The sequence below is a fragment of the Streptomyces sp. ISL-36 genome (assembly GCF_018614205.1).
Lineage (GTDB): Bacteria > Actinomycetota > Actinomycetes > Streptomycetales > Streptomycetaceae > Streptomyces.
Map to the genome: position 1 here is coordinate 146,193 of NZ_JAGGOS010000046.1, position 24,359 is coordinate 170,551.

Below are 24,359 nucleotides of genomic sequence, written 5' to 3' on the forward strand. Positions count from 1 at the left end.
GAAAGAAAGGGCAGACCGTGGCGACGCAGACCATGGCGCCGGTGGCCGCGGGCCGCGGCGGATTCGCCGGCGGCTTCCGCCGCCTGTGGAGCGCCACCACGCTCTCCGGGCTCGGCGACGGCATCCGGATCACCGCGTTCGCGGTCTTCGCCGCCGCACTCACCCAGGACCCCTTCCTGGTGGCTCTGGTGACGGTGGCCTCACGTCTGCCGTGGCTGGTCGTCGGGCCCTTCGCCGGGACGCTGGCCGACACCGTCGACCGGTGGCGGGCGCTGTGGATCTGCGACCTGGCACGGGCGGCCGTCATCGGCGTCTTCGCCGTGCTCGCCTATGCCGGCCAGGTCGGCATCGCGGTCCTGGCGGTCACCGCTTTCGTCCTCAGCTCGATCGAGACGCTCGCGGAGAACCTGTCCCAGGCGGTGGTGCCCGACGTGACGGGCACCGCCTCACTGGACTCCGCCAACAGCCGCCTGATGGGCGGGCAGTTCGTCACGACCGAGTTCCTCGGGGCGCCGCTCGGCGCGTTCCTGTTCTCCACCTCGCACGCGCTGCCGTTCGCCCTGGACACGATCTCCTTCGGCCTCTCGGCGCTCCTGATCCTCTCCATCCGCCGGTCGGGCGCGGCGGGCCCGGCGGGCACCGCGGGAACCGGCACCGCCGGTGTCCCGACCGTCGAGCGGATGACGTTCCGCCGGCTGTGGCAGCAGACCGCGGCGGGCGCCCGCTGGCTGCGCGGCCACCGCGCACTGCGCACCGTCTGCGTGCTGATCGGCACCCTGAACTTCTCCATCCTGGCCGTGCTCTCCATCGCCGTCCTGTACGCCCTGGAGACGCTGGGCATCGGCGAGAACGCGTACGGGCTGCTCATGGTCCTCGTGGCGCTGGGCGGGCTCGTCGGCCTGCTCGTCGCGCCCCTCGTGGTGAAGCGGATCGGTCGCGGCCGGACCCTCCACCTGGCGTTCGCGCTCTGCCCGCCGGCGTTCCTGATCCCGGGTCTCACCCGCAACCCGTTCCTCGCGGCCGGCACGCTGAGCCTGGTCGGCGCCGCCATCTCGCTGGCGAACGTCGTCACCATCTCGCTGCGCCAGGTCCTCGTCCCCACCGAGTTGTTCGGTCGGGTCAACGGCGCCTACCGGCTCGTCGTCAACGGCGTCTCCCCGGTCGGCGGACTGGTCGGCGGCGTGGTGGCCGCCCACTTCGGCCTGCGGGCCCCGTTCCTGATGTCAGCGGCGCTGATGACCGCGGCGACCGTGGCCGCGCTGGTCATGCTGCCGCCGCGGAGCCTCGACACGGAGCCGGTGCAGGAAGGTTCCCCCGAGGCCGAGGCCACACGCGAGGCGAAGGCCGAGCCTCAGACCGAGACCGACACCGACACGGACACCGAGGCCGGACGTCCCACCGCCACCGCTCCCGTCCCCCCTCCCGCCCCGTCCCCCGCCACGACCTCCAGGATCATCACCCCCCGCCGCCGCGCCCAGGCCCTGGTCGTCGCCCTGGCCGCCACCGCCGCCGCGATCAGCGCCTGGACCACCGTCTCCGGGCCCGCCCCGCTCCCCGCCGACGCCCCCGCCGCCGCGTTCTCGGCCGACCGCGCCCACGCGAAGCTCAGCGCCCTCTCCGACGCCCCCCACCCCATCGGCACCCCCGAACACGACAAGGTCCGCGACCGGATCGTCGCCGAACTCCGCGCCCTCGGGCTCACGCCCCGCGTCGACAGCGCCGTCAGCACCGACACCGGCTCCGGAGCCGCCCTCTCCGCCCGGGTGCAGAACATCAGCGCCACCCTGCCCGGCCACCACTCCACCGGCCACGTGCTCCTCGTCGCGCACTACGACTCGGTCGAGATCGGCCCCGGCGCCTCCGACGACGGCCTCGGCGTGTCCTCCCTCCTCGAGTCCGCCCGCGCGCTGACGTCCGGACCCGCCCCGCGCAACGACATCACCTTCCTCTTCACCGACGGCGAGGAGCCGGGCCTGATGGGCGCCCGGGCCTTCACCGCCGCCGGCGTCACCGACCCCGAGCGCACGGTGGTGCTCAACCTGGAGGCGCGCGGCACATCCGGTCGCGTGGTGATGTTCGAGACCGGCGCGCACAACAGCGCCCTGATCCCGACGCTGGCCGCCGTACCGCCGGTCGCCACCTCGTTCTCGTACGAGATCTACCGTCTGCTGGCGCAGGACACCGACCTCTCCGAACTCCGCCGTACCGGCCTGACCGGTCTCAACTTCGCCGTGCTCGGCGGCTCCGCGAACTACCACACCCCGCAGGACAACCTGGCGAACGTCGACCGCTCCAGCCTCCAGGACATGGGGTCCGCCGCGCTCTCCTCCGCCCGCGCGCTCGCCGCGAGCGATCTCGGCGAGGTCGCCGGGCACTCCGACGCCACCTACTTCACTCTCTTCGGCACCCTGCTCCACTACCCCACCTCCCTCGTCCTGCCGCTCGCCGGACTGGCCGCGCTCGGCTTCGCGGCGGCCCTGTGGTTCGCCCGCGGGCGGGGCGCCGTACGGCTGCGGGCCGTCGGGGCGGCGGCCGGTTCGCTGCCGCTGCCGCTGCTCGGCGCCGCCGCCACCGGCTGGCTCGGCTGGGAGCTGCTCACCCTCATCCGCCCGGACTACCTCGGCTTCCTGCTGGGCGACCCCTACCGGCCGGAGCTGCCCGCCCTCGGCCTGACCCTCGTGGCGGTGGCGCTGACCTGGGCCTGGGCGGCGTTCCTGCGCCGGATCCGCCCGGCCCGCGCCGGTACGTCCCGTAACGCCCCCCGTAACGCCCCCCGTAACGACCCTCGTAACGGCCCCCGTAACGGCCCGCGCCCCACCCCCCGTACCGCGATCGAACTGTCCGCCGCCGTCACCGGCGTCCTGACCCTGCTGGCCGTCGTCACCGCACTCGTCTTCCCCGGTGCTTCCTACCTCTTCGCCTGGCCGGCCCTGGCCGGCGCGGCGGGCCTCGCCGCCGCGGCCAGGCTGCCCCTGCGTTCACCGTGGCGCGGCGCCTGCGCGGCGCTCGCCGCGATCCCCGCCGCCGCCCTCCTCACCCCGGTCGTGCTCATGCTCTTCACCACCGTCGGCCTGGTGTACGCCTCGGTGCCACTGGCCGTCGTCGTCCTCGTCACCGCCCCCGTGGCGGTACCGGCGACCCCCGTCCTGCCCCGCCCGCGCGTCCTGGCCGTCTTCTGCGGGGTCGCCCTCCTGGGCGCGGCCGTGCTCGGCTTCGGAGCGCTCACCGACCGGACCGACGCGACCCACCCCACCCATGTGAGCCTGATGTACGCGGTGGACGCCGACACCGGCACCGCGCAGTGGATCAGCGACGGCGGCAACCCCGACGCCTGGGTCGCCCGCCACGCCACCACGGACGCCTCCGGCCTCGCGCGGCGCTTCCCGCCGCTGACCGAACCCGACACCTGGCGGGTCGGCCCCGCCCCGGCCGCGGCCGTTCCGCTGCCGACCCTGAAGGTCCGCGAGGACCGGCGGACGGGCGGTGTCCGCACGCTCACCCTGCACCTCGGGGCGCAGGGCGGCGCGCCCACCCAGCTGATGCTGTACGCGGACACCGACCGGGCCACCGTCGTCGGCGCCCGGCACGGCACGGCGGAGCTCCCGGGCGGCCGCAACCGGAGCGCGGCGGCCGGAGCGTGGGGATGGGGCTTCATCATGGCCGCGCCCGGCACGGAAGGCACCGACATCACCCTGACGGTGCGCGGCGACGGCCCCCTGCCGCTGCGGGTCGTGGCGCAGACCCCGACCCTGCCGGCCGGCGCGCTGAGCGTCCCACGCCCGGCGACGGTGACGTGGTCCGGCGAAGCGTCCGGATACACCCTCGCCACCCGCGCGTACACCTTCTGAGCCGCCGAGCCCACCGCAGCCGCCGCAGCCCTCCGGCGACCCGACCGAACCGTGGAAGAGAACATGACGAAGCGGAACATGACGCAGGCGAACGTGACGCAGGCGAGCGTGACGAAGCGCAAGGGAATGCTCGCCCTCGACGAGCTCCGCGAGCGGGTGGCGGCCGAGGAGATCGACACCGTCGTCCTCGCCTTCACCGACATGCAGGGCCGCCTCCAGGGCAAGCGGCTGTCCGCCGAGTACTTCCTCGACGAGGTCGCCGAGGGCCACACCGAGGGCTGCAACTACCTGCTTGCCGTGGACGTCGAGATGAACCCGGCCGACGGCTACGCCATGTCGTCCTGGGACCGCGGCTACGGCGACTTCGTCCTCGTACCGGACCTGTCGACCCTGCGGCTGATGCCCTGGCACGAGGGGACCGCGCTGGTCCTCGCCGACCTGCGCTGGGAGGGCGGCGAGCCCGTCGCCGCCTCACCCCGCCAGATCCTGCGGGCCCAGACCGCCCGGCTCGCCGAGCGCGGCTGGCAGGCGATGGTCGGCACGGAGCTGGAGTTCATCGTGTTCGAGGACAGCTACGAGCAGGCGTGGCGGAAGGACTACCGCGGCCTGGAGCCGGCCAACCAGTACAACGTGGACTACTCCGTCCTGGGCACCTCCCGGGTCGAGCCGCTGCTGCGCCGCATCCGCACGTCGATGACCGGCGCCGGGATGTACGTCGAGTCCGCGAAGGGCGAGTGCAACCCGGGCCAGCACGAGATCGTCTTCCGCTACGCCGGCGCCCTGACGACCTGCGACAACCACGCCGTCTACAAGACGGGCGCGAAGGAGATCGCCGGGCAGGCCGGCAAGAGCCTCACGTTCATGGCCAAGCCCAACGAACGCGAGGGCAACTCCTGCCACATCCACATCTCCCTGCGCGCGGCGGACGGCACCCCCGTGATGGCCGGCGACGGCCCCGGAGGCCTCTCCCGGCTGGGTGAGCACTTCCTGGCCGGCCAGCTGGCCGCGCTGCGCGAGCTCACGCTGTTCCACGCGCCGAACATCAACTCGTACAAGCGTTTCGTCCCCGGCAGCTTCGCCCCGACCACCGTCAAGTGGGGCCTGGACAACCGGACCTGCGCCCTGCGCCTGGTCGGCCACGGCCCCTCCCTGCGCGTGGAGAACCGGCTCCCGGGCGGCGACGTCAACCCCTACCTGGCGGTGGCCGCCCTCATCGCCGCCGGCCTGGACGGCATCGACCGCGCACTCCCGCTGGAGCCCGCCTTCGACGGCAACGCCTACGCCGCCGCGGAGGCGGCGCGCGCCCCGCGCGATCTTCGGGAGGCGCTGGAGCTGTGGGAGAACAGCGAACTGGCCGTTCGGGTCTTCGGCCCGGAGGTCGTGGCCCACTACGCCAACCACGCCCGCCAGGAGCTCGCCGCCTACGACCGGGCGATCACCGACTGGGAACTGCGCCGCGGCTTCGAACGGCTCTGACCCTCACCGCGCGTGACCCTCACCGCACATGATCCTCACCGCACATGACCCTCACCGCACATGACCCTCACCGCGCGTGACCCTCACCGCACATGACCCTCACCCACCCGCACGCGAAGGAACGGACACCACCACCATGAACGTAAACCTCCGGCTTCAGGACCGGGTCGCCGTCGTGACCGGAGCGGGCAGCGGCATCGGCCTCGCCACCGTCCGCAGGCTCGCCGCCGAGGGCGCGAAGGTCGTCGTCGCCGACGTGGACGCGTCCGCCGGTCAGGCGGCGGCCGACGAGATCGGCGGCCTGTTCATGCGGGCGGACGTCACGGACGAGGCCGACGTGCGGCGCATGTACGAGGAAGCCCACCGGGCGTTCGGCCGTATCGACATCGCCTTCAACAACGCCGGCATCTCGCCCCCGGAGGACGACTCGATCCTCACCACGGGTCTGGAGGCCTGGCGCCGCGTCCAGGAGACCAACCTCACGTCGGTCTTCCTGTGCTGCAAGTACGTGATCCCCTACATGCAGCGTCAGGGCAAGGGGTCCATCATCAACACGGCGTCGTTCGTGGCGCTGATGGGCGCGGCGACCTCGCAGATCTCGTACACCGCGTCCAAGGGCGGCGTCCTCGCCATGACGCGTGAGCTGGGCGTCCAGTTCGCGCGCGAGGGCATCCGCGTCAACGCCCTGTGCCCGGGGCCGGTGAACACACCGCTGCTCCGGGAGCTGTTCGCCAAGGACCCGGCGCGCGCCGCCCGCCGGCTGGTCCACATCCCCACCGGCCGGTTCGCCGAGCCGGAGGAGATCGCCGCCGCGGCCGCGTTCCTGGCCAGCGACGACTCGTCGTTCGTCACGGCGTCGGACTTCCTCGTGGACGGCGGCATCGCGGGCGCGTACGTGACGCCGGAGTAGCGCGCGGCGGCGCCGGGCGGGGGCTACTGACCGACCACCGACGCCACCGCGACGATCGCGAACATCAGTACGAGCACACTGGCCATGATCCGGTTACGGGTCTTCGGGTCCACCCTTCGAGGTTAACCCGCTCCTCCCAGGGGCCAGGCGCCGACCTTCTCGTACCGCGGCTGCTCGCCCGGCACCCCGCTCCCCGGGAGGCGGCTGCGGACGAGGGCCAGCTCGGTGACCTGCCAGCGGCTGCCCTCGAAGCGGTCCAGCGCGGTGACGAAGGGGCGCAGGTCCGTGTCCGCCCGGGCCCGGGCGACGGTGAGGTGCGCCTGGTAGCGGCGGTGCTCGTCCATCGCCACTCCCGCCCGGCGGGCGGCGGCGTCGGCGCGCTCCGCGAGCAGCCGCAGCACGTCGAGGTCTCCGGCGGCCCCCACCCACAGCGTGCGCCGGCCGAAGTGCCCGCCGCCGTGGAGGCGGAGGGGGAAGGGGTCGGTGCGGTGGGCGGCTCGGCCGAGGCGCTCGTGGAGGTCGGGGAGCAGTTCCTCGTCGACCTCCCCCATGAAGGCGAGGGTGTAGTGCCGGCCGGGCCGTGAGGTCCAGCGCAAAAGCTCGGCGCCCGGCAGGTGGGACAGGCGGTCGACGGCGCGGGCGAGCTCGGTCTGCTGCTCCTCCGGCGGCAGTACGGCAGCGAAAAGCCTCATACGCAGAGTCTGACAGCGGCTAGCCTCGCCCGGATGGAGATCACGATCAGGAAGGGCGGGGCGGACGACGTCCCCGCGATACTGGCTCTGCTGGACAGCGCCGTCGTCTGGCTCAACGGGAGAGGGATCACCGCCCAGTGGGGCACCGAGCCGTGGTCCGCGCGGCCGAAGGCGGTGAGCCTGGTCGAGGAGATCGTGGCCGAGGGCAGCCCGTGGATCGCCGAGATCGACGGTGTCCCGGCCGGCACGCTCACGCTGACCCCGCGCCCGGGCGTGCATGTGCCGCCGGCCGACGAGCCGGAGCTGTACGTGCGCATCCTGGCGACCGACGGCCGCTTCCACGGCCGGGGGGTGGGGGCGGCGCTGCTCGCGCACGCGGTGGAGGAGACCCGCGGGCAGGGCGTGTCCCTGCTGCGGGTGGACTGCTTCGCGGGCAGCGAGGGCCGGCTCATCGCGTACTACGAACGCCAGGGCTTCACGAGAACGGAGACCTTCGCGGTGGGCGACTGGCCGGGCCAGGTCCTCGCCCAGCGCGTCTGACGGAGGCACGGCGGCGGGGCGGGGCGGGGCGGCCTGGCCTACGGGGCGAAGCCCCCGGCCCCCGTTCCCCCGGCCCTCGGGCGGAGGGTCCGCGAAGAGCGCCCAGGAAGGGCGCTGCGCTCCGGGGTGTGCCCACCCGCCCCGCCCGGCGGGACGACGGGCCCCACCCCGGAGGGCGCCTATGCCGCGGTCGCCAGGCGCTCGCGGGCCACGAAGCGGACCTGGGGGTGGCCGTGGTGCCAGCCGAAGGCCATCTTCAGGCCGCCGACCCGTGCCAGGACGAGGCCGACGACACCGGCCGCCGCGAGGGAGATCAGACCGCCGGTGGCGAAGCCGATCCGCGGTCCGTACGTGTCGGTGATCCAGCCGAGCAGCGGGGCCCCGATCGGGGTGCCGCCGGCGAAGACCATCATGTAGAGGCTCATGACACGGCCCCGCATCACGGGGTCCGTCGCCAGCTGGACGGCCGAGTTGGCGGTGATGTTGACCGTGAGGCCGAACATGCCGATCGGCACCAGCAGCAGCGCGAAGAGCCAGAACGACGGCGAGAGGGCGGCCGCGATCTCCAGCAGACCGAAGACCACCGCCGCGCCCACGAGCATCCGCAGCCGGGTGGTGCCCCGCCGGGCCGCGAGCAGTGCGCCCGCGAGCGAGCCGGCCGCCATCAGGGTGTTCAGGAAGCCGTAGGTGCCCGCGCCGACGTGGAAGATGTCATCCGCGAAGGCGGTGAGCCAGATCGGGAAGTTGAACCCGAAGGTGCCGACGAAGCCGACGAGGACGATCGGCCAGATCAGGTCCGGTCGCCCGGCCACGTACCGCAGTCCCTCCCGCAGCTGCCCCTTGCCCCGCGGCGCGCGCTCCACCTTGTGGAACTCGGCGGGGCGCATCAGCAGCAGGCCGGTGAGGGGAGCGAGGAAGAACAGTCCGTTGAGGAGGAAGGACCAGCCGCTGCCGACGGTGGCGATCAGCAGACCGGCGACCGCCGGGCCGACCAGCCGGGCCGACTGGAAGTTCGCGGAGTTCAGCGAGACGGCGTTGCGCAGCTGGTCCGGGCCGACCATCTCGGAGACGAAGGACTGCCGGGTCGGGTTGTCGACGACGGTGACCATGCCGAGCAGGAAGGCGACCAGGTAGACGTGCCAGACCTGGACGTGGCCGGAGAGGGTGAGGACGGCGAGCGCGAGTCCGCAGAGGCCGAGGGCGGCCTGGCTGATGAGGAGGATGCGCCGCTTCGGGTAGCGGTCGGCGAGGACTCCGCCGTAGAGGCCGAAGAGCAGCATCGGCAGGAACTGCAGCGCCGTGGTGATGCCGACCGCGGCGGCGGAGCCGGTGAGGCTGAGCACCAGCCAGTCCTGGGTGATGCGGGCCATCCAGGTGCCGGTGTTGGAGACGATGGCTCCGGTGAAGAAGAGCCGGTAGTTGCGTATGCGGAGTGAGGAGAAGGTTTCCCCCCGCCCGCGGATGTGGATCTCGGGTTTGTGGACGGGTGCGGAGTCTGCTCCGGGTCCCGTACTCAAAGTGCGTCGCCTCCTCGGCGTCGGGGGTCTGTGTCGCGGGTCTCTACCGCGGGTCTCTACAGGTGGGCGAGCTTCTCCAGGACGGGAGCGGCCGCGCGCAGCTTGGCCCACTCGTCCTCGTCCAGGCCCTCGGCGAGCGACGCCAGCCAGGCGTTCCGCTTGCGGCGGGACTCTTCCAGCATGGCCTCGGCCTGCTCGGTCTGGCTGACGACCTTCTGCCGGCGGTCGTCGGGGTGCGGCTCCAGCCGGACCAGCCCCTTGGCTTCGAGCAGCGCGACGATGCGGGTCATCGACGGCGGCTGGACGTGCTCCTTGCGGGCCAGCTCGCCGGGTGTGGCGGAGCCGCAGAGCGCCAGGGTGCCGAGGACCGACATCTCGGTCGGGCTCAGCGACTCGTCGACGCGCTGGTGCTTGAGGCGTCGGCTCAGTCGCATGACGGAGGAGCGGAGCGCGTTCACGGCCGCGGCGTCGCCGGCGGTGCCATGGGACAGGTCAGGCATGGTCCTTAGAATAACTCATTACCCTACCTAAAGACCAACCGAAAACACTCGGCCGATATCTGTCACCCGAACGAGTGAGTCGGATCCGGAAAGTGACGCACGGCGCCCCCTTCTGCCCCGACGCTGACTGGCATGGGATCGACAGTGCTCAGCCTGCGCATCGACGGTGAGCTGCTCGACCGGCTCCGGGGGCATGCCGCCAAACGCGGAATGAGCGTCCAGGACTATGTGGTCCGGACGCTCATTCGCGACGACTTCGACGAGCGGTTCAAGTCCGCCGTCGACGAGACGGAGAAGTTCTACGGGCTGTCGAAGCCCGACCAGGTCAGCCCGATCACGTGAGACCGAGGGCCGGCATCGCGTAGTAGAAGACGAACACCGCCGACACGACGTACATGGCCACCGGGACCTCACGGCCCCGGCCGGCCGCGAGCCGCAGCACGCTGAAGGCGATGAAGCCGATGCCGATGCCGTTGGTGATCGAGTACGTGAACGGCATCATCACCATCGCCAGGAACGCCGGCACCGCGATGGTGAAGTCGCTCCAGTCGATGTCCCTGACCGATCCGGCCAGGATCAGGAAGCCGACCGCGAGCAGCGCGGGCGTGGCCGCCTGGGACGGCACCATCGTCGCGAGCGGCGTGAGGAACAGCGCCACCGAGAACAGGCCGCCGGTGACCACCGACGCGAGGCCCGTGCGCGCGCCCTCGCCGACACCGGCCGTGGACTCCACGAAGCAGGTGGTGGCCGAGGAGGAGGTGGCACCGCCGGAGGCGACGGCCAGGCCGTCCACGAGCAGGACCTTGTTGATGCCGGGGAAGTTGCCGTCCTTGTCCATCAGCTTGGCCTCGTCGCCGACGCCGAGGATCGTGCCCATGGCGTCGAAGAAGCAGGACAGCAGGACGGTGAAGACGAAGAGGACGCCGGTCAGCAGGCCGACCTTGTCGAAGCCGCCGAACAGGCTCACCTCGCCGACCAGGCCGAAGTCGGGAGAGGCGACCGGGTTGCCGGGCCAGGTCGGGGTGGTCAGACCCCAGGACGGGACGGTGGCGACGGCGTTGATCACCATGGCCGCGATCGTCATCACGACGATCGAGATCAGGATCGCGCCCGGCACCTTGCGGATGATCAGCGCGAGGGTGAGCAGGGCGCCCAGGACGAAGACCAGGACCGGCCAGCCGGTGAGGTGACCGTCGCCGCCGAGCTGCAGCGGGACGGTGGTGTGGGCGGCGTCGGGGATCCGGGAGACGAAGCCCGAGTCGACCAGGCCGATGAGCATGATGAAGAGGCCGATACCGATGGCGATGCCCTTGCGCAGACCCACCGGGACGGCGTTCATCACCCGCTCGCGCAGACCGGTCGCGACCAGGAGCATCACCACGATGCCGGCGAGGACGACCATGCCCATCGCGTCCGGCCAGGACATCTTGGGCGCGAGCTGGAGGGCGACGACCGTGTTGACGCCGAGGCCGGCCGCCAGCGCGATCGGCACATTGCCGATGACACCCATGAGAAGGGTCGAGAAGGCCGCGGTGAGCACGGTCGCGGTGGCCAGCTGGCCGCCGTCGAGCTGGTGCCCGTACATGTCCTTGGCGCTGCCGAGGATGATCGGGTTCAGCACGATGATGTAGGCCATCGCGAAGAAGGTGGCGAAGCCGCCACGGACCTCACGGGCGATGGTGGAGCCGCGCTCGGAGATCTTGAAGTAGCGGTCGAGACCGGAGAGCGGGCCCTGGGGGCCCTGCGGCTCGGGGGCGGTGGCCTTGGCGGCGGCCGTGGTGCTCATGGGGGGTTCCTCTTCGGGTACGTTCATGACGCTCGTTGGCGGTTCGTACGAAAGAAACCCGCCAGAGGCAAACCGTTTCAGTATGAACACATGAACGGACGAGCGTCCATCTCCGCGCGTAGACCCGGCTCAGGACCGCTCGGACGTACGGCCGCCTAGACTGACGGGCATGGCGAAGTGGATCCCGAAGCACGAGGCACCCGAGCCCCTGGAGGGGCCCGTCGTCGCCACCATCACCGGCGGCACGATCCTCTGGTTCGTCCTGTTCCTGGTGCAGATCCCCTTCTACGGCTGGTTCGACGACCACGACCTGACCTGGTGGGTGTGGACCTGCCTGGCCGGCGCGGGGCTCGGCCTGATCGGCATCTGGTACGTCCGCAAGCGCGACGCGGCGATCAAGCGCGACGCGGCGATCAAGCACGCCGGCACCGAGACCGGCACCGGCACCGGCACCGAGGCGTCCGCCCCGTAGTACCGCGGGACCATTTCCGTCCTCCCCCGGTCCGATCTTCGGCCCTCTCGGCGGGTGAACGACCCATTCCGGTCGTACCGTCGAAAACATGACTCAGCGGTCGAAGATCGATACGGACGGCGGCGAGAGCGTGGCGACCGAACCCCCTGTCGTCGTCCACCGCGCCGCCGGACTGACCTCCGCCGAGGTCGCCGAACGCGTCGCCCGCGGCGAGGTCAACGACATACCCGTCCGCTCCAGCCGCTCCACCGCCGACATCGTCCGCGGCAACGTCCTCACCCGCTTCAACGCGATCATCGGCGTGCTCTGGGTGGTCATGTTCTTCGTCGCGCCGATCCAGGACAGCCTCTTCGGCTTCGTGATCGTCGCCAACACCGGTATCGGCATCATCCAGGAGCTGCGCGCCAAGAGGACCCTCGACTCGCTCGCCGTCATCGGCGAGGCCAGACCCACCGTGCGCCGCGACGGGACCTCCGGGTCGGTCTCCACCTCCGAGATCGTGCTCGGCGACCTGATCGAACTCGGCCCCGGCGACAAGGTGGTCGTCGACGGCGAGCTCGCGGAGGCCGACAACCTGGAGATCGACGAGTCGCTGCTCACCGGCGAGGCCGACCCGGTCGTGAAGAAACCCGGCGACCGGATGATGTCCGGCTCGTTCGTGGTCGCCGGCGGCGGCGCGTTCACCGCCACCAAGGTCGGGCGCGAGGCCTACGCCGCCCAGCTCGCCGAGGAGGCCTCCCGCTTCACCCTCGTCCACTCCGAGCTGCGCTCCGGCATCTCCACCATCCTCAAGTACGTGACGTGGATGATGGTCCCGACCGCGATCGGCCTGGTCATCAGCCAGCTGGTCGTCAAGGACAGCAACCTCAAGGACTCCCTCGCCCGGACCGTCGGCGGCATCGTCCCGATGATCCCCGAAGGCCTCGTCCTGCTCACCTCCGTCGCCTTCGCGATCGGGGTGATCCGGCTGGGCCGCAAACAGTGCCTCGTGCAGGAACTGCCCGCCATCGAGGGCCTGGCCCGGGTCGACGTCGTCTGCCTCGACAAGACGGGCACCCTCACCGAGGGCGGCATGGACGTCACCGAACTGCGCCCCCTGGGCGGCAGCGACGAGCCGTACGTACGGAAGGTCCTCGGCGCGCTCGGCGAATCCGACCCCCGCCCCAACGCCTCGCTCCAGGCCATCATCGACGCCTACCCGGACGCCGAGGAGTGGCGCTGCACCGAGGCCCTGCCCTTTTCCTCCGCCCGCAAGTACAGCGGCGCCGCCTTCAGCGAGGGCAACGGCGAGACCTCCGCATGGCTGCTCGGCGCCCCGGACGTGCTCCTGCCGGACGGCGACCCCGTCCTCGCCGAGATCGACCACCTCAACGAACAGGGCCTGCGCGTCCTGCTCCTCGCCCGCACCACCCGCGAGCTCGACTCCCCCGACGTGGCCCGCGACGCCCACGCCACCGCCCTCGTCGTCCTCGAACAGCGGCTGCGGCCCGACGCCGCCGACACGCTCGCCTACTTCGCGGACCAGAACGTCGCCGCCAAGGTCCTCTCCGGCGACAACGCGGTCTCGGTCGGCGCGGTGGCCGGCAAGCTCGGCCTCCCCGGGGCGCAGAACACCGTCGACGCCCGCCTGCTGCCCGCCGAACGGGAGGAGATGGCGAAGGCCCTCGACGACCACGCGGTCTTCGGCCGGGTCTCCCCGCAGCAGAAACGGGACATGGTCGGCGCGCTCCAAGCCCACGGGCACACGGTCGCCATGACCGGCGACGGCGTCAACGACGTGCTGGCGCTCAAGGACGCCGACATCGGCGTCTCCATGGGCTCGGGCTCCGAGGCGACCCGGGCCGTCGCCCAGATCGTCCTGCTGAACAACTCCTTCGCCACCCTCCCCTCGGTGGTGGCCGAGGGGCGCCGGGTCATCGGCAACATCACGCGCGTGGCGACCCTGTTCCTCACCAAGACGGTCTACTCCGTCCTGCTGGCGATCCTGGTCGTCTGCTCCCAGGTCGACTACCCCTTCCTGCCCCGGCACGTGACGCTGCTGTCCACCCTCACCATCGGCGTCCCGGCCTTCTTCCTCGCCCTCGCCCCCAACAAGGAGCGCGCGAAGCCGCACTTCGTCCGCAGGGTGATGCGGTACGCGATCCCCGGCGGCATCATCGCCGCGGCGGCCACCTTCACCACGTACCTGCTCGCCCGCTCCCACTACAGCGGCACGGCCGCCCTGGCGGCCGAGACGAGCGCGGCGACCCTGACGCTCTTCCTGGTCTCCATGTGGGTCCTGGCGATCGTCGCCCGCCCCTACACCTGGTGGCGCGTCGGCCTGGTCGCCGCGATGGCCTCCGGCTTCCTGGTGGTCCTCGTGGTGCCCTGGCTCCAGGACTTCTTCGCGCTGAAGCTGGTGGGCGTCACGATGCCGTGGACGGCGGTCGCGATCGCGGCGGTGGGGGCGGGGACGCTGGAGTTCGCCTGGCGCTGGGTGGACCGGCGATCTCCCGCCTGAGCACGGGGTTTACCCTGTGCCGACAGCGATCGCTGTGACATCTGAGGCGTGGGGGGATCCGCGTACACATGCACGTGACGAAGAACCGCAGAAACCTGCGGAGAACGGTCGTGGGCGCCCTCGCGGGCGTCCTGGCGGCCACCGGTATGACGCTCGTGCCGGGGCAGGTCTCGGCGACCGAGAACCCCGTCCCTGCCACGAAGGGCATGGACAAGGGCGCCGGCGTGAAGCTGGCCACCGGTGAGCGACTGGAGCGCATCCCCGGTACGAAGGGCTTCCGGGTGGCCGCCGCCGTCGGGCGACAGGCCTCCGGGAAGTACGCCTTCGAGCAGACCGACGGTGAGCTGACGGTCCAGCCGATCGGCGAGGAGAAGCCCCTTCCGGCCACGACCGTCCGGACGGACGAGGCCGCTTCGGGCCTCACGCCGTACGGCGAGTACGGGACGACCGCGAACCAGAGGGTGAACTTCTCCGTCGCCGGCGGCTATGCCGTCGGCACGTACATAAGCCTGTGGAACACCTCCACCTGGACGCGGTACGACGTCACGACCGAGCAGTACATGCCTCGGGGCACGGCGAACGTCCCCCCGGGCACCTACTTCGCCACCATCCAGTACGACTACTACGCCGAGACGCGACCCGGCTACCTCCTCACGAAGACCTTCACGGTCGGCGGCACGACGGCCAACGTGGTCTTCGACGAGAAGGCCGCCAAGCCGATGGGCATCGTCAGCGACGACACGAGCGCGCGCCGCGCCGGGGCCGCTGTGTGGCTGACGACGCCCAACGGCGACACGGTCGGCCAGATCGGCGGCGGCGCGGACAGGATCTTCGTCTCCCCGTTCACGATGAGCGGCGTCACGGTCCATCTCCACGACGTGCTCACGAAGTACGGATCGAGCCGACTCAGGCCCAGCCCGTACCGCTACGACCTGGTTCACCAGTTCAGGAACACGGTTCCGGCGAACCCGGTCGTCACCGTGAAGACCGCCGGCCTGGCGAAGACCGTCACGACGTTCCACTCGCTCGCCGGGCGCCAGACCGCCTCGCTGGACACGTACCGCAAGCCGGCCGACACCGAGCCGTTCGTCGCGGCGCAGGCCGCCTCCCCGGTGACCACGCCCGGCACCCTCACCGAGTACGTGACTCCGAACGTGACGTTCGGCCGCTCCCTGCTGGACGGCGGCAACCATGTGCAGCTCGGCGACCGTACGCTGCCGACCGGTACCTCCGCGGGCGAGACGATCGGCCGAGGACCGCTCCAGCCCGGCGCCGGCGGCCACTCCGGCCGGAGTGCGACGCACATCGGCCTGTACGAGCCCTACTCCTTCACCGACGCGCGCGGCAACCAGGGCGCCGACCACGAGGCGCTCCAGCAGTACCGGCTGACTTCCCGGGGCGTGACCCTCGTCGACAGCGCGTACGAAGGAGGCTTCAAGACCTACAGCGCCACGGTGTCGTCCTCCTCCGCCCCCTACGAGTTCACGCACACCACCATCCGGCGCGGCCCGCACGCGCGGCTGTCGACCCGGCTGGTGCGGGAGTGGACGTTCACCTCGTCCGGCTACTCCTCCGTGCCGCGCCAGGACAACTTCCTGCCGCTGCTCGACGTGACGTTCGACGTTCCGTCGCTGGACATCCGCAACACGGCCGCGGCCGGTCCGGTCCGGGTCGCCGCCACGGTCACCTCCCGCTCGACGGCCGCGACGGCGTCCCTGACCGGCCTGGAGTACTCGACCGACGACGGCGCGACCTGGCAGCCCGCCTCCGCCGAGGGGGACATCACCGTCGGCGCCGGCGACCGCTTCGTGTCGCTGCGCGCCACCGGCAGGGACGACTCCGGTGCCACGGTCCGCACGACCCTGATCCGCGCCTTCGGCGGGCCCGGATCCGTCAGCCTGCCCGACGAGTCGGCCGGCGGGGTCAAGATCAGCGGCGTGACGGTCAACGGCGGCAGGCCTGTCGTCATCGACGGGGCGACCGGCCAGTACCCGACCGATGTCGAGGCCGCGTTCACGGTCACCTCGCCCGCCGGGATCGCGCGCGGCGGCATGGCCCTCTACAAGGGCTCGTACGAACGCCCCGACGCCGTCTTCCCGTTCCAGTGGACCCAGTGCACTCCGGCGAACGCCACGACCTCCTCGTGCGAGGGGTGGCTGAACCTCGCCCCCCGCCACCTCGTGGACAACGCGCTCGCCGGCGAGTGGAAGGTCGCCGCCTGGGCCGAGTCGCAGGACGGCACGAGCTACGCGGACGTGCACGCGGCCCTGACGGTACGGATCGTGCGGCCGACCCGGCTGACCACCGACGCCACGCCGGAACCGGTCGCCAAGGGCGCGACGCTCACCGTCACCGGCCGGTTCACCGTCTCCGACTGGCTGGCCGGCGGGTATCTCGGGCATCCGAGGCAGCGGGTGAACCTGGAGTTCCGCAAGGCGGGCACCTCCGCCTACACGCTGGTCGGGGTCGCCACCACGGACTCCACCGGCAAGGCGGTGGTCGCCCTCAAGGCGGCCTACGACGGCGAGTACCGCTGGAGCGCCGGCCCCAGCTGGAACCCGACCACCGCCCCGCCCGTCCTGGCCGCGGACGCCGTCGACGTGCGCTGACCCGTCCTCACCTGCGTGAAGGGGCCCCGGTCGCCGTCGGCGACCGGGGCCCCTTCACGCCTGACGCCGGTTCAGTCGAACCACCTGTCGCGCGCCAGTTCCGCCGTTCTCGACGGGTCCTCCAGGAGCGCCGCGACCTCGAAGCGGCGGGGCCATTGGCCGGCCGCCCAGGCGAGGCCCGCCGCGACACCCTCCAGGGTCGCGGCGTGGAGGGTGCCGTCGGGGGTACGGCGCCAGTCCAGCTCGACGCCCGCGGCGCGGAGCTCCTCGTGCTCGACGTACGTGGACGGGGTCGCCGGGCCGAGGAGGGCGTGGACCGAGGAGGGCACCTCGTGCTCCTCGCCGACCGTGGTGACCTCCGCCTCGACGGTCTCGCTCAGACGGCGGACCTGGAACAGCTCCGCCAGGTCGGCCGCGCGGGACGGGGCCACCGGCAGCAGCGGCAGCCCGGCGGCGAGCGGGAGGAGGTCGGGGGCATCGGCGACCAGGGCCTCCGAGGCGTCGACCACCAGGAGGGAGCCGTCCACGACCGCGCGCAGCTCGTCCGGGAGGGTCACCTGCTCCGGGTCCAGGTCGGCGAGCGCCGTGTAGAGGGCGTGCAGCTGGGCGCCGCTCACCTCCCGCTCCGGCGACGCGAGGCGGGTCAGGAGCTCGGCGGCGCCGCCCGGCTCGTCCAGGAGCGCGGCGACGGAGGTCCGCACGCCCAGCGCCCGCAGGACCTGCTCGTCCTCGAACCCGGTCGCGTCGGCGGAGTCGTACAGGCCGATCAGCAGCGGGTCCGTGCCCGCCGCCCGCAGGCCCGCCGGGCGGCGGCCGTCGAGGACGGGGTGGTCGCGCAGCCACCAGGCGGTGTACGACCGTACGGTCTCGGTCGTGCCGTCCGGCATCAGCACCCGGACCGGCTGGATCAGCGCGTCCCGCAGCGGCGGCTTCGCCAGCAGCGAGAGCGCCTGCGGCCAGGCGTCGTCGTCGACCAGGTCCAGGTCCCGTACGGCGACGATCTCGGTCGCCACCGGCGGCACCGGGGACTCCGGCAGCCGGTCCAGGACGTCCTCGCACCACACGTCGACCGCGTCGAGGAGACCGGCGTCGTCCGGCTCGGCGTAGTCCCCCTCGCGGGGCTCCAGCTCGTCCGGGTCGAGGACCAGGTCGGTGGCCCGGACCAGGGCGAAGTCGGCGAGCACCCCGCAGGCGGCGAGGGGCTGTTCGCCCCACCGCTCGGCCAGCTCTGCGTCGCAGAGGGCGAGTTCACCCTCGCGCATCACGGCGGCGAAAGCGCCGCCGGGCAGCACCAGTTCACCGGCGGGCGCGAGCTCCCCGTCCTCGTCGGGCAGGGCCAGCGCCCCGAGCCACGGCTCGTCGCCGGGTTCCAGCTCCGCGTCCCGTACGAGAGCGAGCACCGCCTCGGCGAGCTCGTCCGCGTCCAGGGTGTCCGCGTCCTCGTCCCAGATCTCCCCCGCCTCCATGGAGCCGGCGACCGCCATCCTCACCTGGGGCGTCGTCAGCACGGCGCGGGGCGTGGCGGGCAGCGCGCCGAGCTTCTCCAGGAGCGGGTGGGCCGCCTCCGGGTGGGCGACCTTCAGGCCGAGGCGGGCGAGATCGACCGGAGTGTGCTCCTGCGGCAGCAGGACCTGGCGGGGGCCGATGGTGGTACGGCCGGAGGCCAGGGGCACCGGAAGGCCGGTGAGGCGGTCGGGGTCGACGCCGGCGAGGGAGTCGTACAGCCGCCACCACCACGACGGTTCGCGCTCCAGGCCGGCGAGCCGGTCGATGACGTCGGTCAGCGGCAGCCGGCCCACGCCGAGCGTGCGCAGTTCGGGGCGGCGCTCCAGACCGGCCGGCAGGAGCGTCGGCAGGACCTCGGCGAGCACGGACACCGTCTCGGCGCCCGCGCCCTCCACCACCTCGGCCTCCACGGGCCGCAGCGCCGGCACCTCCTCCGACGGCGCCTCGGGGGCCAGGAAGGCCACCCGCGGCAGCCGCTGGAGGATCGCCGCGCGCAGCGCCCCGTCCAAGGGCCCCTTGCCGAGCGGCCCGGGCACCAGGTCGATCGTGGCGACGGTCACCGGCTGCCAGTCGGCGAGGAGTTCGGCGTAGGCGTCGGCCGCGCGCTCGACGAGGAAGTCGGTGAGCGGCCCGGGCGCGGGGTGGCGCCGGGCGGTGTCCAGCGGCAGCGAGGCGATCAGCAGCGCGGGCAGGCCGAGCGGTTCGTCGGTGGGGGTCGGGGCGTGGACGACCGGCGCGGTACGGGGGTACAGCGGGGCGCCCTCGCCGTCGACGGGGACGGCCCAGGTCACCGACCAGTGCGGGCGCAGCCGTTCCTCGACGGGACGGCCCTTCAGGAGGGCCGCGTCGAGGGGGCCGCCGTGGCTGACGGTCCGCCAGCGGCGGGTCTCCCGGGTCGCGGTGTCGTCGATGAGGACGTACGCCTCGTCCGCCTCGTCCTGGGCGCGCTGGAGGACCCGTACGCCCTCCGCCGTCTCGACCACGACCTCGGCGAGCCCCGGAAGGGTGAGGAGCAGGGCGTCGTCGATGGCGCCGAGGAGCCGCTCGGCGAGGTCGACGGCCGCGGAGTCCCGCAGCGGCAGCACGACGACGGTGTCGTAGCCCTCGGGGGCGGTGCCCTCGGCGGGCAGCGGAAGCCGCAGCAGCGGGACGTGGCCGTCGCGGCGGCGCAGCTCGTCACCGAGGCCGGGGCTGTGCCGGGCGGCCTCGGCGGCCAGCTCGCGGGCCTCGGCGAGGGACCAGCGGACACCGCCGTGGCGGCCCAGGACGGCGGGCTCGTCGCTGACGGCGAGGACGGCGGCGAAGCCGACGCCGAAACGGCCGACGGCGGTGGTGTCGTGCTCGCGCTTGGCGGAGGCGCGCAGGGTGGACAGCGACTCGACGCCGGTCGCGTCCAGCGGGGCACCGGTGTTGGCGGCGGCCAGGACGGCGGGGGCGTCGGGCCCGGCGGGGTGGAGGGTCAGCCGCAGCCGCCCGGTGACGCCTGCCCTGCGGGCGGCGTCGGCGGCGTTCTGGGCGAGCTCGACGACGAGGCGGTCTCGGTAGCCGCCGAGCGCGAGGTCCTCCTCGGCGTTGGCGTCCTCCCGGAAGCGGGCGGGCCCGGCCCCCCAGGAATCGAGCACGCCCCGCCGCAGCCGGGCGGTGCCGAAGGGGTCGGCTCCGTCGGTCGTCGTCCTGACGCTGACGCTCACGTCTGACTCCACTCTGCGGAACGGGATGGGGCAGGGGCCCGAAGGTACCGCGACCAGCGCCGCTCCGTGTCGGAGGGCCGACTCCGTGGGGCGGGGGAGTGTCCGCAGAGTATCGCCGTCCGCCCGAAGGGCGGGGCCCGCGGCGCTCGGTGCACGGGATCTCCCCAGGCCCGCAGGGCCTGGTGGACGCGCTCGCGAGGCGCCGGGATGCCCTCGTGGCGGAGCTACTTGGGCACTTCGGCAACGCAGCGCGGGGGCACCTCCCGCGCCCGAAGGGCTACGGGGGAGTGCGTGCAGGGCCTCGCGGGCCGGGCGAGACTTTACGGACACGGCCTGGGAGCGGCCGAGATCCTGGGCCGGCCCGGAGGCCGGCGTGCGAGATTCCAGGCCGACCCCGGGAGACCGGCGTGCGAGATCGAGGGCCGGCCCCGGCGGGCCGGGAATGCCCGGGATCAGGGCCGGCCCCCGGTGGATCAGGAGTGGCCGAGATCCTCGAAGACCTCGTCCGGTTCCGTCGTGGAGCCCGAGTCCTTCGCCGGGCGGAGCGGGAACTCGTCCGCCGCCATCGAGTCGAGGACCGGCGGCGCCGGGCGCGGAGGCTTCGGCATGACCGCCGCCTCGGAGTGCCCGCCGCAGCCGTACGCGAGCGAGACGACCCGCCCGTCCGCCGGGGAGAACTCGTTCGCGCAGACGCCGAAGGCCTGCTTCAGGGAGCCGGCCAGCGGCACCAGGAACGCGCAGGACTCGCAGGACGCCGGGGCGGCCTGTGCCATCGGGGTCTTCGCGCCGAACGCCTCGTCCCAGCGGTCCGCCGCCACATGCAGCCCGTATCGGGAGAGCACCCGCGCCCGTCGCATGCCGAGCTCCTCGGCGACCGAGGCGATGGCGCCCCGGGACGGCGTACGGGAGACGATCTCCGCGTCCTCGGCGTCGAGATGGTCCGCCATCTCCTCCGAGACCACGGAGTTCGGCGGCGGGGCGTCCTCGCCGGTGTAGCCGGGTTCGAGCCGCAGGTCGTCCTGCTCCGTCGGCAGCAGATCCCCCGGCCCCATGTCGCCCGGACGCAGCCGCTCGCTCCACGGCACCCACTCGGGGGCGAGGAGGGCGTCGGAGCCGGGCAGCAGGACGGTCTCGTCCAGCGTGACGTTCTTCGCCCGGGAGGCCCGGGTGACCGTCACCGCCCAACGCCAGCCCCGGTAGCCGGGCTCCTCGGCCTCGAAGAAATGGGTGACGACCCGGTCACCTTCGGCGACGGCCTCCACATACGCCCCGACGGTGCCGGGTGCGGCGGCCTCCTCGGCGGCCGCCCGCGCAAGGTCTACCGCCTCGGCGCACAGGCGGTCGGGGGTACGCGGGGTACGCGCAGTACGGCTTCGCGTCGTCGCAGCACTCACAGGTCTCGCTTCTCTCCTACGCCGTCTCACGGGTGCGCCGGCCGAGGAGCGGGAGCGATATCACCGGGCGGCGGGCGGAGCGGACCGGGGGGCCGCATCGACGTCCGCACCCGACATGTCTCGCGTGTCTCGGGCACACCTATCGTCATCCATTCTGCGGGATGCCGAAGAGGCGCGCGGCCGAGAACTTCCGCCGGTGGCGCGCTACGCACGCTACCCCCTCTGCCGCCCGCCGCCCACCTGCCCGCCCCAAGTGGCCCGGATCGCGGACGTCCGATGACGGCTCGCGGGGCCGCGCCACGGTTCGCAAACGAAGGGTGTGGGGCACTATGACGGAGTGGCAGCCGCACGGTCGTCCGCACGATCCCCCGATCATGCCGGGCCGCTCAGCCGAGCGGGCCGGGCGGTCGGGCGCGCCCTCCACCGGCCCTTCACCGGCACCGCGAGGGGCATCAGGAAGGCGACGCACGCCCACGGGGCGGGCGAATCGGGCCTGGGCAAACTGATCGAGCTGCACGCGGTGAACGGCGCCGGTGACGTCATGATCACCGTCGCGCTCGCGTCCACGGTCTTCTTCTCGGTGCCGACGGACGAGGCACGCGGCCGGGTCGCGCTCTACCTGGCGATCACCATGGCCCCGTTCACCCTGCTGGCTCCCGTGATCGGCCCGCTCCTGGACCGCATCCCGCACGGCCGCCGCGCGGCGATGGCCGGGGCGATGCTGACCCGCGCCGTCCTGGCGATCACCATGTCCGGTGCGGTGGCCACCGGCGGCCTGGAGCTGTATCCGGCGGCGCTGGGCGTGCTCGTGGCGTCGAAGGCGTACGGAGTGGTCCGCAGCGCGGTCGTGCCGCGCCTGCTCCCACCGGGCTTCTCCCTGGTCAAGGCGAACTCCCGGGTCACCCTGGCGGGCCTGCTGGCCACCGGCATCGCCGCACCCATCGGCGCGGGGCTGCAGCAGGTCGGACCGGGCTACCCGCTGTACGGGGCGTGCGCGCTGTTCCTGCTGGGCGCGTTCTGGGCGTTCCGGATGCCGCACAAGGTCGACTCGGCGAAGGGCGAACGCCGGGCGCACCTGCTCACCCACGGCGAGAAGAAGCCGAGCCTGCGGACGGTCGGTCCGGCCGTGCTGCACGGCCTGCAGGCGAACACGGCGCAGCGGGTGCTCTCCGGATTCCTGATCTTCTTCCTGGCGTTCCTGCTGCGCGAGCATCCGCTGTCGGGCCAGAGCGCGGCGCTGTCCCTGGCGATCGTGGGGATCTGCGCCGGGGTGGGGAACGCGTGCGGGACGGCGGTCGGCTCGCTGCTGCGGGAGCGGGGCCACGGTCCCGAAGTGATCATCGCCACGATGATCACGATCGTGCTCGTGGCGGCGGCCTGTACGGCGGTCTTCTTCGGCGGGCTGATGGTGGCGGTGCTGGGGGCGACGGCGGGTCTGACGCAGGCGCTGTCGAAACTCTCCCTGGACGCGCTGATCCAGCGGGACGTGCCGGAGGTGGTCCGTACGTCGGCGTTCGCCCGCTCGGAGACGCTGCTGCAGATGGCGTGGGTGGTGGGCGGCGCGATCGGCATCGCGCTGCCGCTGAACGGCACCCTGGGCATGTCGGTGGCGGCGGCCATCCTGGGCCTGGGCGTGCTCCTCGCGGTCCGCGGCCTGCTCACGGCGGCCCGGAAGGGCAGCCACGCGAGACCCGAGGTGGTGTGAGGACCCGGACGGGGAGGGCGGCCACACAGGGCGGAAAACGCGGCGCGCCGCACCCCCGCGTGGCGCAGCTCGACACGCCCGATAGCCTCGGGCCATGACCGTTGCGTTCTTCACCGGCTCGCGCCGCCGGGCCGCCGTCGCCCTCGGGGCCGTCGCCGCCGGGCTCCTGACCCTCTCCGCCTGCGGCGACAAGCCGACCCCGCTCGCGACCCTGACGGTCGGAACGGAGTCGGTGCACTCCGAGGCTGCCTGCTACAACGACGGCGACGCCATCAAGGAGTCGCAGATCCAGCAGTGCCTCAACAAGAAGGCCGAGACGACCCTCACGGTCTCCGCCGACGACAAGATCCGCTTCGGCGTCGACCCCGAGATCGCCGAGAAGGGCTGGACCATCTTCCTCGGCGGCCAGGCGGCCGAGCCGGAGCCGTACACGAAGACGTACCGGACCATCCCGGCCAGCGCCTTCTTCTCCAGCCAGACCGGCGAGGCCACCAACGAGACCCAGGTGACCATCGTCGAGACCGACGGCAAGAAGCTCACCGGCATCTGGAGCTTCCAGCTGAAGAAGGACGCCTGATCCTCCGGTGGTCCTCCGGATCCTGATCGTGACGGCCGTGGCGGCGGAGGCCGACTCCGTCGCCCGCGGCCTCCCCTTCGGGGGCCCTGGATCGGGCGAGATCCCCCTGCCGGGCGGCTTCAGGCTGCGCCGCCACGCGGGCACGATCCCGGCGCCGGGCGCCGGGGCCGTACCCGGCGATCCCACGGCCCCCGGTCCGGACACCACATCCGCCCACCACCCCGTCTCCCGGCCCGCGCCCGCGCAGGGCGCCGGTCGGGTCTCCGGCACCGAGCACCGGCTCGGCGGGTCCCGGTCGGGGATGCCGACCGGCGCCCCGGTCCTTCCCGTCGTCGACGTCCTCGTCGGGGGCGTCGGACCGGCGGCGGTCGCCGTCGCGACCGCGACCGCCCTCGCCGCGGCGTCCCTGCCGGACGCCTGGACCGGCTACGCGCCGCACGACGCCCCCACCCCGGCTCCCCACACGGTTGCCGCACCGGCTTCCCACCCGGCTGCCGCACCGGCTCTCGACCCGGCTGCCGCACCGACTCTCGACCCGGCTTCCCCTCCGGCTGCCGCACCGGCTCCCGACCCGGCTGCCGCACCGACTCTCACCCCGGCTCCCACCCAGGCTTCCCACCCGGCTGCCGCACCGGC

The 24,359-nt window shown here is 72.8% G+C and carries 16 protein-coding genes and 1 pseudogene; 11 read left to right on the forward strand and 6 right to left on the reverse strand.

From position 1 onward, the window contains the following. The first annotated feature begins 17 nt into the window (after window positions 1–17). From J7E93_RS12650 to J7E93_RS12660, 3 genes are all read left to right on the forward strand, one after another. Entirely contained in the window at window positions 18–3,848 is a 3,831-nt protein-coding gene (locus J7E93_RS12650; RefSeq protein WP_215068566.1) for an MFS transporter, read from the forward strand. Window positions 3,849–3,974: 126 nt separating this feature from the next. Next, entirely contained in the window at window positions 3,975–5,324 is a 1,350-nt protein-coding gene (locus J7E93_RS12655; protein ID WP_215068638.1) for a glutamine synthetase family protein, read from the forward strand. A gap of 136 nt (window positions 5,325–5,460) precedes the next feature. Further along, on the forward strand, window positions 5,461–6,234 hold the full coding sequence (locus J7E93_RS12660) for a 3-oxoacyl-ACP reductase (protein WP_215068568.1): 774 nt from the start codon (window positions 5,461–5,463) through the stop codon (window positions 6,232–6,234). A 122-nt stretch (window positions 6,235–6,356) separates the two neighbouring features. Here the strand turns inward: J7E93_RS12660 and thpR are convergent, their stop codons facing one another. Continuing rightward, the gene (gene thpR, locus J7E93_RS12665; RefSeq protein ID WP_215068570.1) at window positions 6,357–6,926 is read right to left on the reverse strand and encodes an RNA 2',3'-cyclic phosphodiesterase; all 570 of its coding nucleotides are present in this window, start codon (window positions 6,924–6,926) and stop codon (window positions 6,357–6,359) included. Between the two features lie 33 nt (window positions 6,927–6,959). Between thpR and J7E93_RS12670 the strand changes: the two genes are divergently transcribed. Beyond that, window positions 6,960–7,466 carry a GNAT family N-acetyltransferase gene (locus tag J7E93_RS12670; protein ID WP_215068571.1) on the forward strand — a complete coding sequence of 169 codons (507 nt, stop codon included), beginning with the start codon at window positions 6,960–6,962 and terminating at the stop codon, window positions 7,464–7,466. A gap of 179 nt (window positions 7,467–7,645) precedes the next feature. On the opposite strand, the gene J7E93_RS12675 is transcribed toward J7E93_RS12670, so the two are convergent. Both J7E93_RS12675 and J7E93_RS12680 read right to left on the reverse strand, forming a co-directional pair. Beyond that, a complete protein-coding gene (locus tag J7E93_RS12675) occupies window positions 7,646–8,983 on the reverse strand; it encodes an MFS transporter (protein ID WP_215068573.1) in 1,338 nt (445 codons plus the stop codon). 56 nt (window positions 8,984–9,039) lie between these two features. Beyond that, window positions 9,040–9,483, reverse strand: coding sequence for a MarR family winged helix-turn-helix transcriptional regulator (locus J7E93_RS12680; RefSeq protein ID WP_215068575.1), 444 nt, complete (start codon window positions 9,481–9,483; stop codon window positions 9,040–9,042). A 132-nt stretch (window positions 9,484–9,615) separates the two neighbouring features. Here J7E93_RS12680 and J7E93_RS12685 point away from each other — a divergent pair, with 132 nt between their 5' ends. Then, window positions 9,616–9,825 (forward strand): BrnA antitoxin family protein, encoded by a 210-nt coding sequence (locus J7E93_RS12685; protein ID WP_215068577.1) that lies wholly within the window; start codon window positions 9,616–9,618, stop codon window positions 9,823–9,825. Here the strand turns inward: J7E93_RS12685 and J7E93_RS12690 are convergent. Further along, the gene (locus tag J7E93_RS12690; protein ID WP_215068579.1) at window positions 9,818–11,269 is read right to left on the reverse strand and encodes an NCS2 family permease; all 1,452 of its coding nucleotides are present in this window, start codon (window positions 11,267–11,269) and stop codon (window positions 9,818–9,820) included. The two genes, J7E93_RS12685 and J7E93_RS12690, sit on opposite strands and share 8 nt — an antisense overlap. A gap of 169 nt (window positions 11,270–11,438) precedes the next feature. Between J7E93_RS12690 and J7E93_RS12695 the strand changes: the two genes are divergently transcribed. The 3 genes from J7E93_RS12695 (at window position 11,439) to J7E93_RS12705 (ending at window position 16,850) form a co-directional block, all read left to right on the forward strand. Then, window positions 11,439–11,741, forward strand: a complete 303-nt coding sequence (locus J7E93_RS12695) for a DUF2530 domain-containing protein (RefSeq protein WP_215068581.1) — start codon at window positions 11,439–11,441, stop codon at window positions 11,739–11,741. Window positions 11,742–11,829: 88 nt separating this feature from the next. Beyond that, entirely contained in the window at window positions 11,830–14,241 is a 2,412-nt protein-coding gene (locus tag J7E93_RS12700; protein WP_215068583.1) for an HAD-IC family P-type ATPase, read from the forward strand. 68 nt (window positions 14,242–14,309) lie between these two features. Further along, complete coding sequence (locus tag J7E93_RS12705) at window positions 14,310–16,850, forward strand: hypothetical protein (protein WP_215068591.1); 2,541 nt, start codon at window positions 14,310–14,312, stop codon at window positions 16,848–16,850. Between the two features lie 71 nt (window positions 16,851–16,921). On the opposite strand, the gene J7E93_RS12710 is transcribed toward J7E93_RS12705, so the two are convergent. Both J7E93_RS12710 and J7E93_RS12715 read right to left on the reverse strand, forming a co-directional pair. After that, complete coding sequence (locus J7E93_RS12710; RefSeq protein WP_215068593.1) at window positions 16,922–20,059, reverse strand: sacsin N-terminal ATP-binding-like domain-containing protein; 3,138 nt, start codon at window positions 20,057–20,059, stop codon at window positions 16,922–16,924. A 461-nt stretch (window positions 20,060–20,520) separates the two neighbouring features. Beyond that, complete coding sequence (locus J7E93_RS12715; RefSeq protein ID WP_215068595.1) at window positions 20,521–21,441, reverse strand: DUF3027 domain-containing protein; 921 nt, start codon at window positions 21,439–21,441, stop codon at window positions 20,521–20,523. Window positions 21,442–21,778: 337 nt separating this feature from the next. On the opposite strand from J7E93_RS12715, the gene J7E93_RS12720 reads away from it, so the two are divergent. From J7E93_RS12720 to J7E93_RS12730, 3 genes and pseudogenes are all read left to right on the forward strand, one after another. Then, complete coding sequence (locus J7E93_RS12720; protein ID WP_308368441.1) at window positions 21,779–23,146, forward strand: MFS transporter; 1,368 nt, start codon at window positions 21,779–21,781, stop codon at window positions 23,144–23,146. A gap of 94 nt (window positions 23,147–23,240) precedes the next feature. Further along, window positions 23,241–23,723 carry a DUF2771 domain-containing protein gene (locus tag J7E93_RS12725; protein ID WP_215068598.1) on the forward strand — a complete coding sequence of 161 codons (483 nt, stop codon included), beginning with the start codon at window positions 23,241–23,243 and terminating at the stop codon, window positions 23,721–23,723. Window positions 23,724–23,730: 7 nt separating this feature from the next. Continuing rightward, window positions 23,731–24,359: pseudogene (locus J7E93_RS12730) on the forward strand (hypothetical protein); the annotation flags it as partial.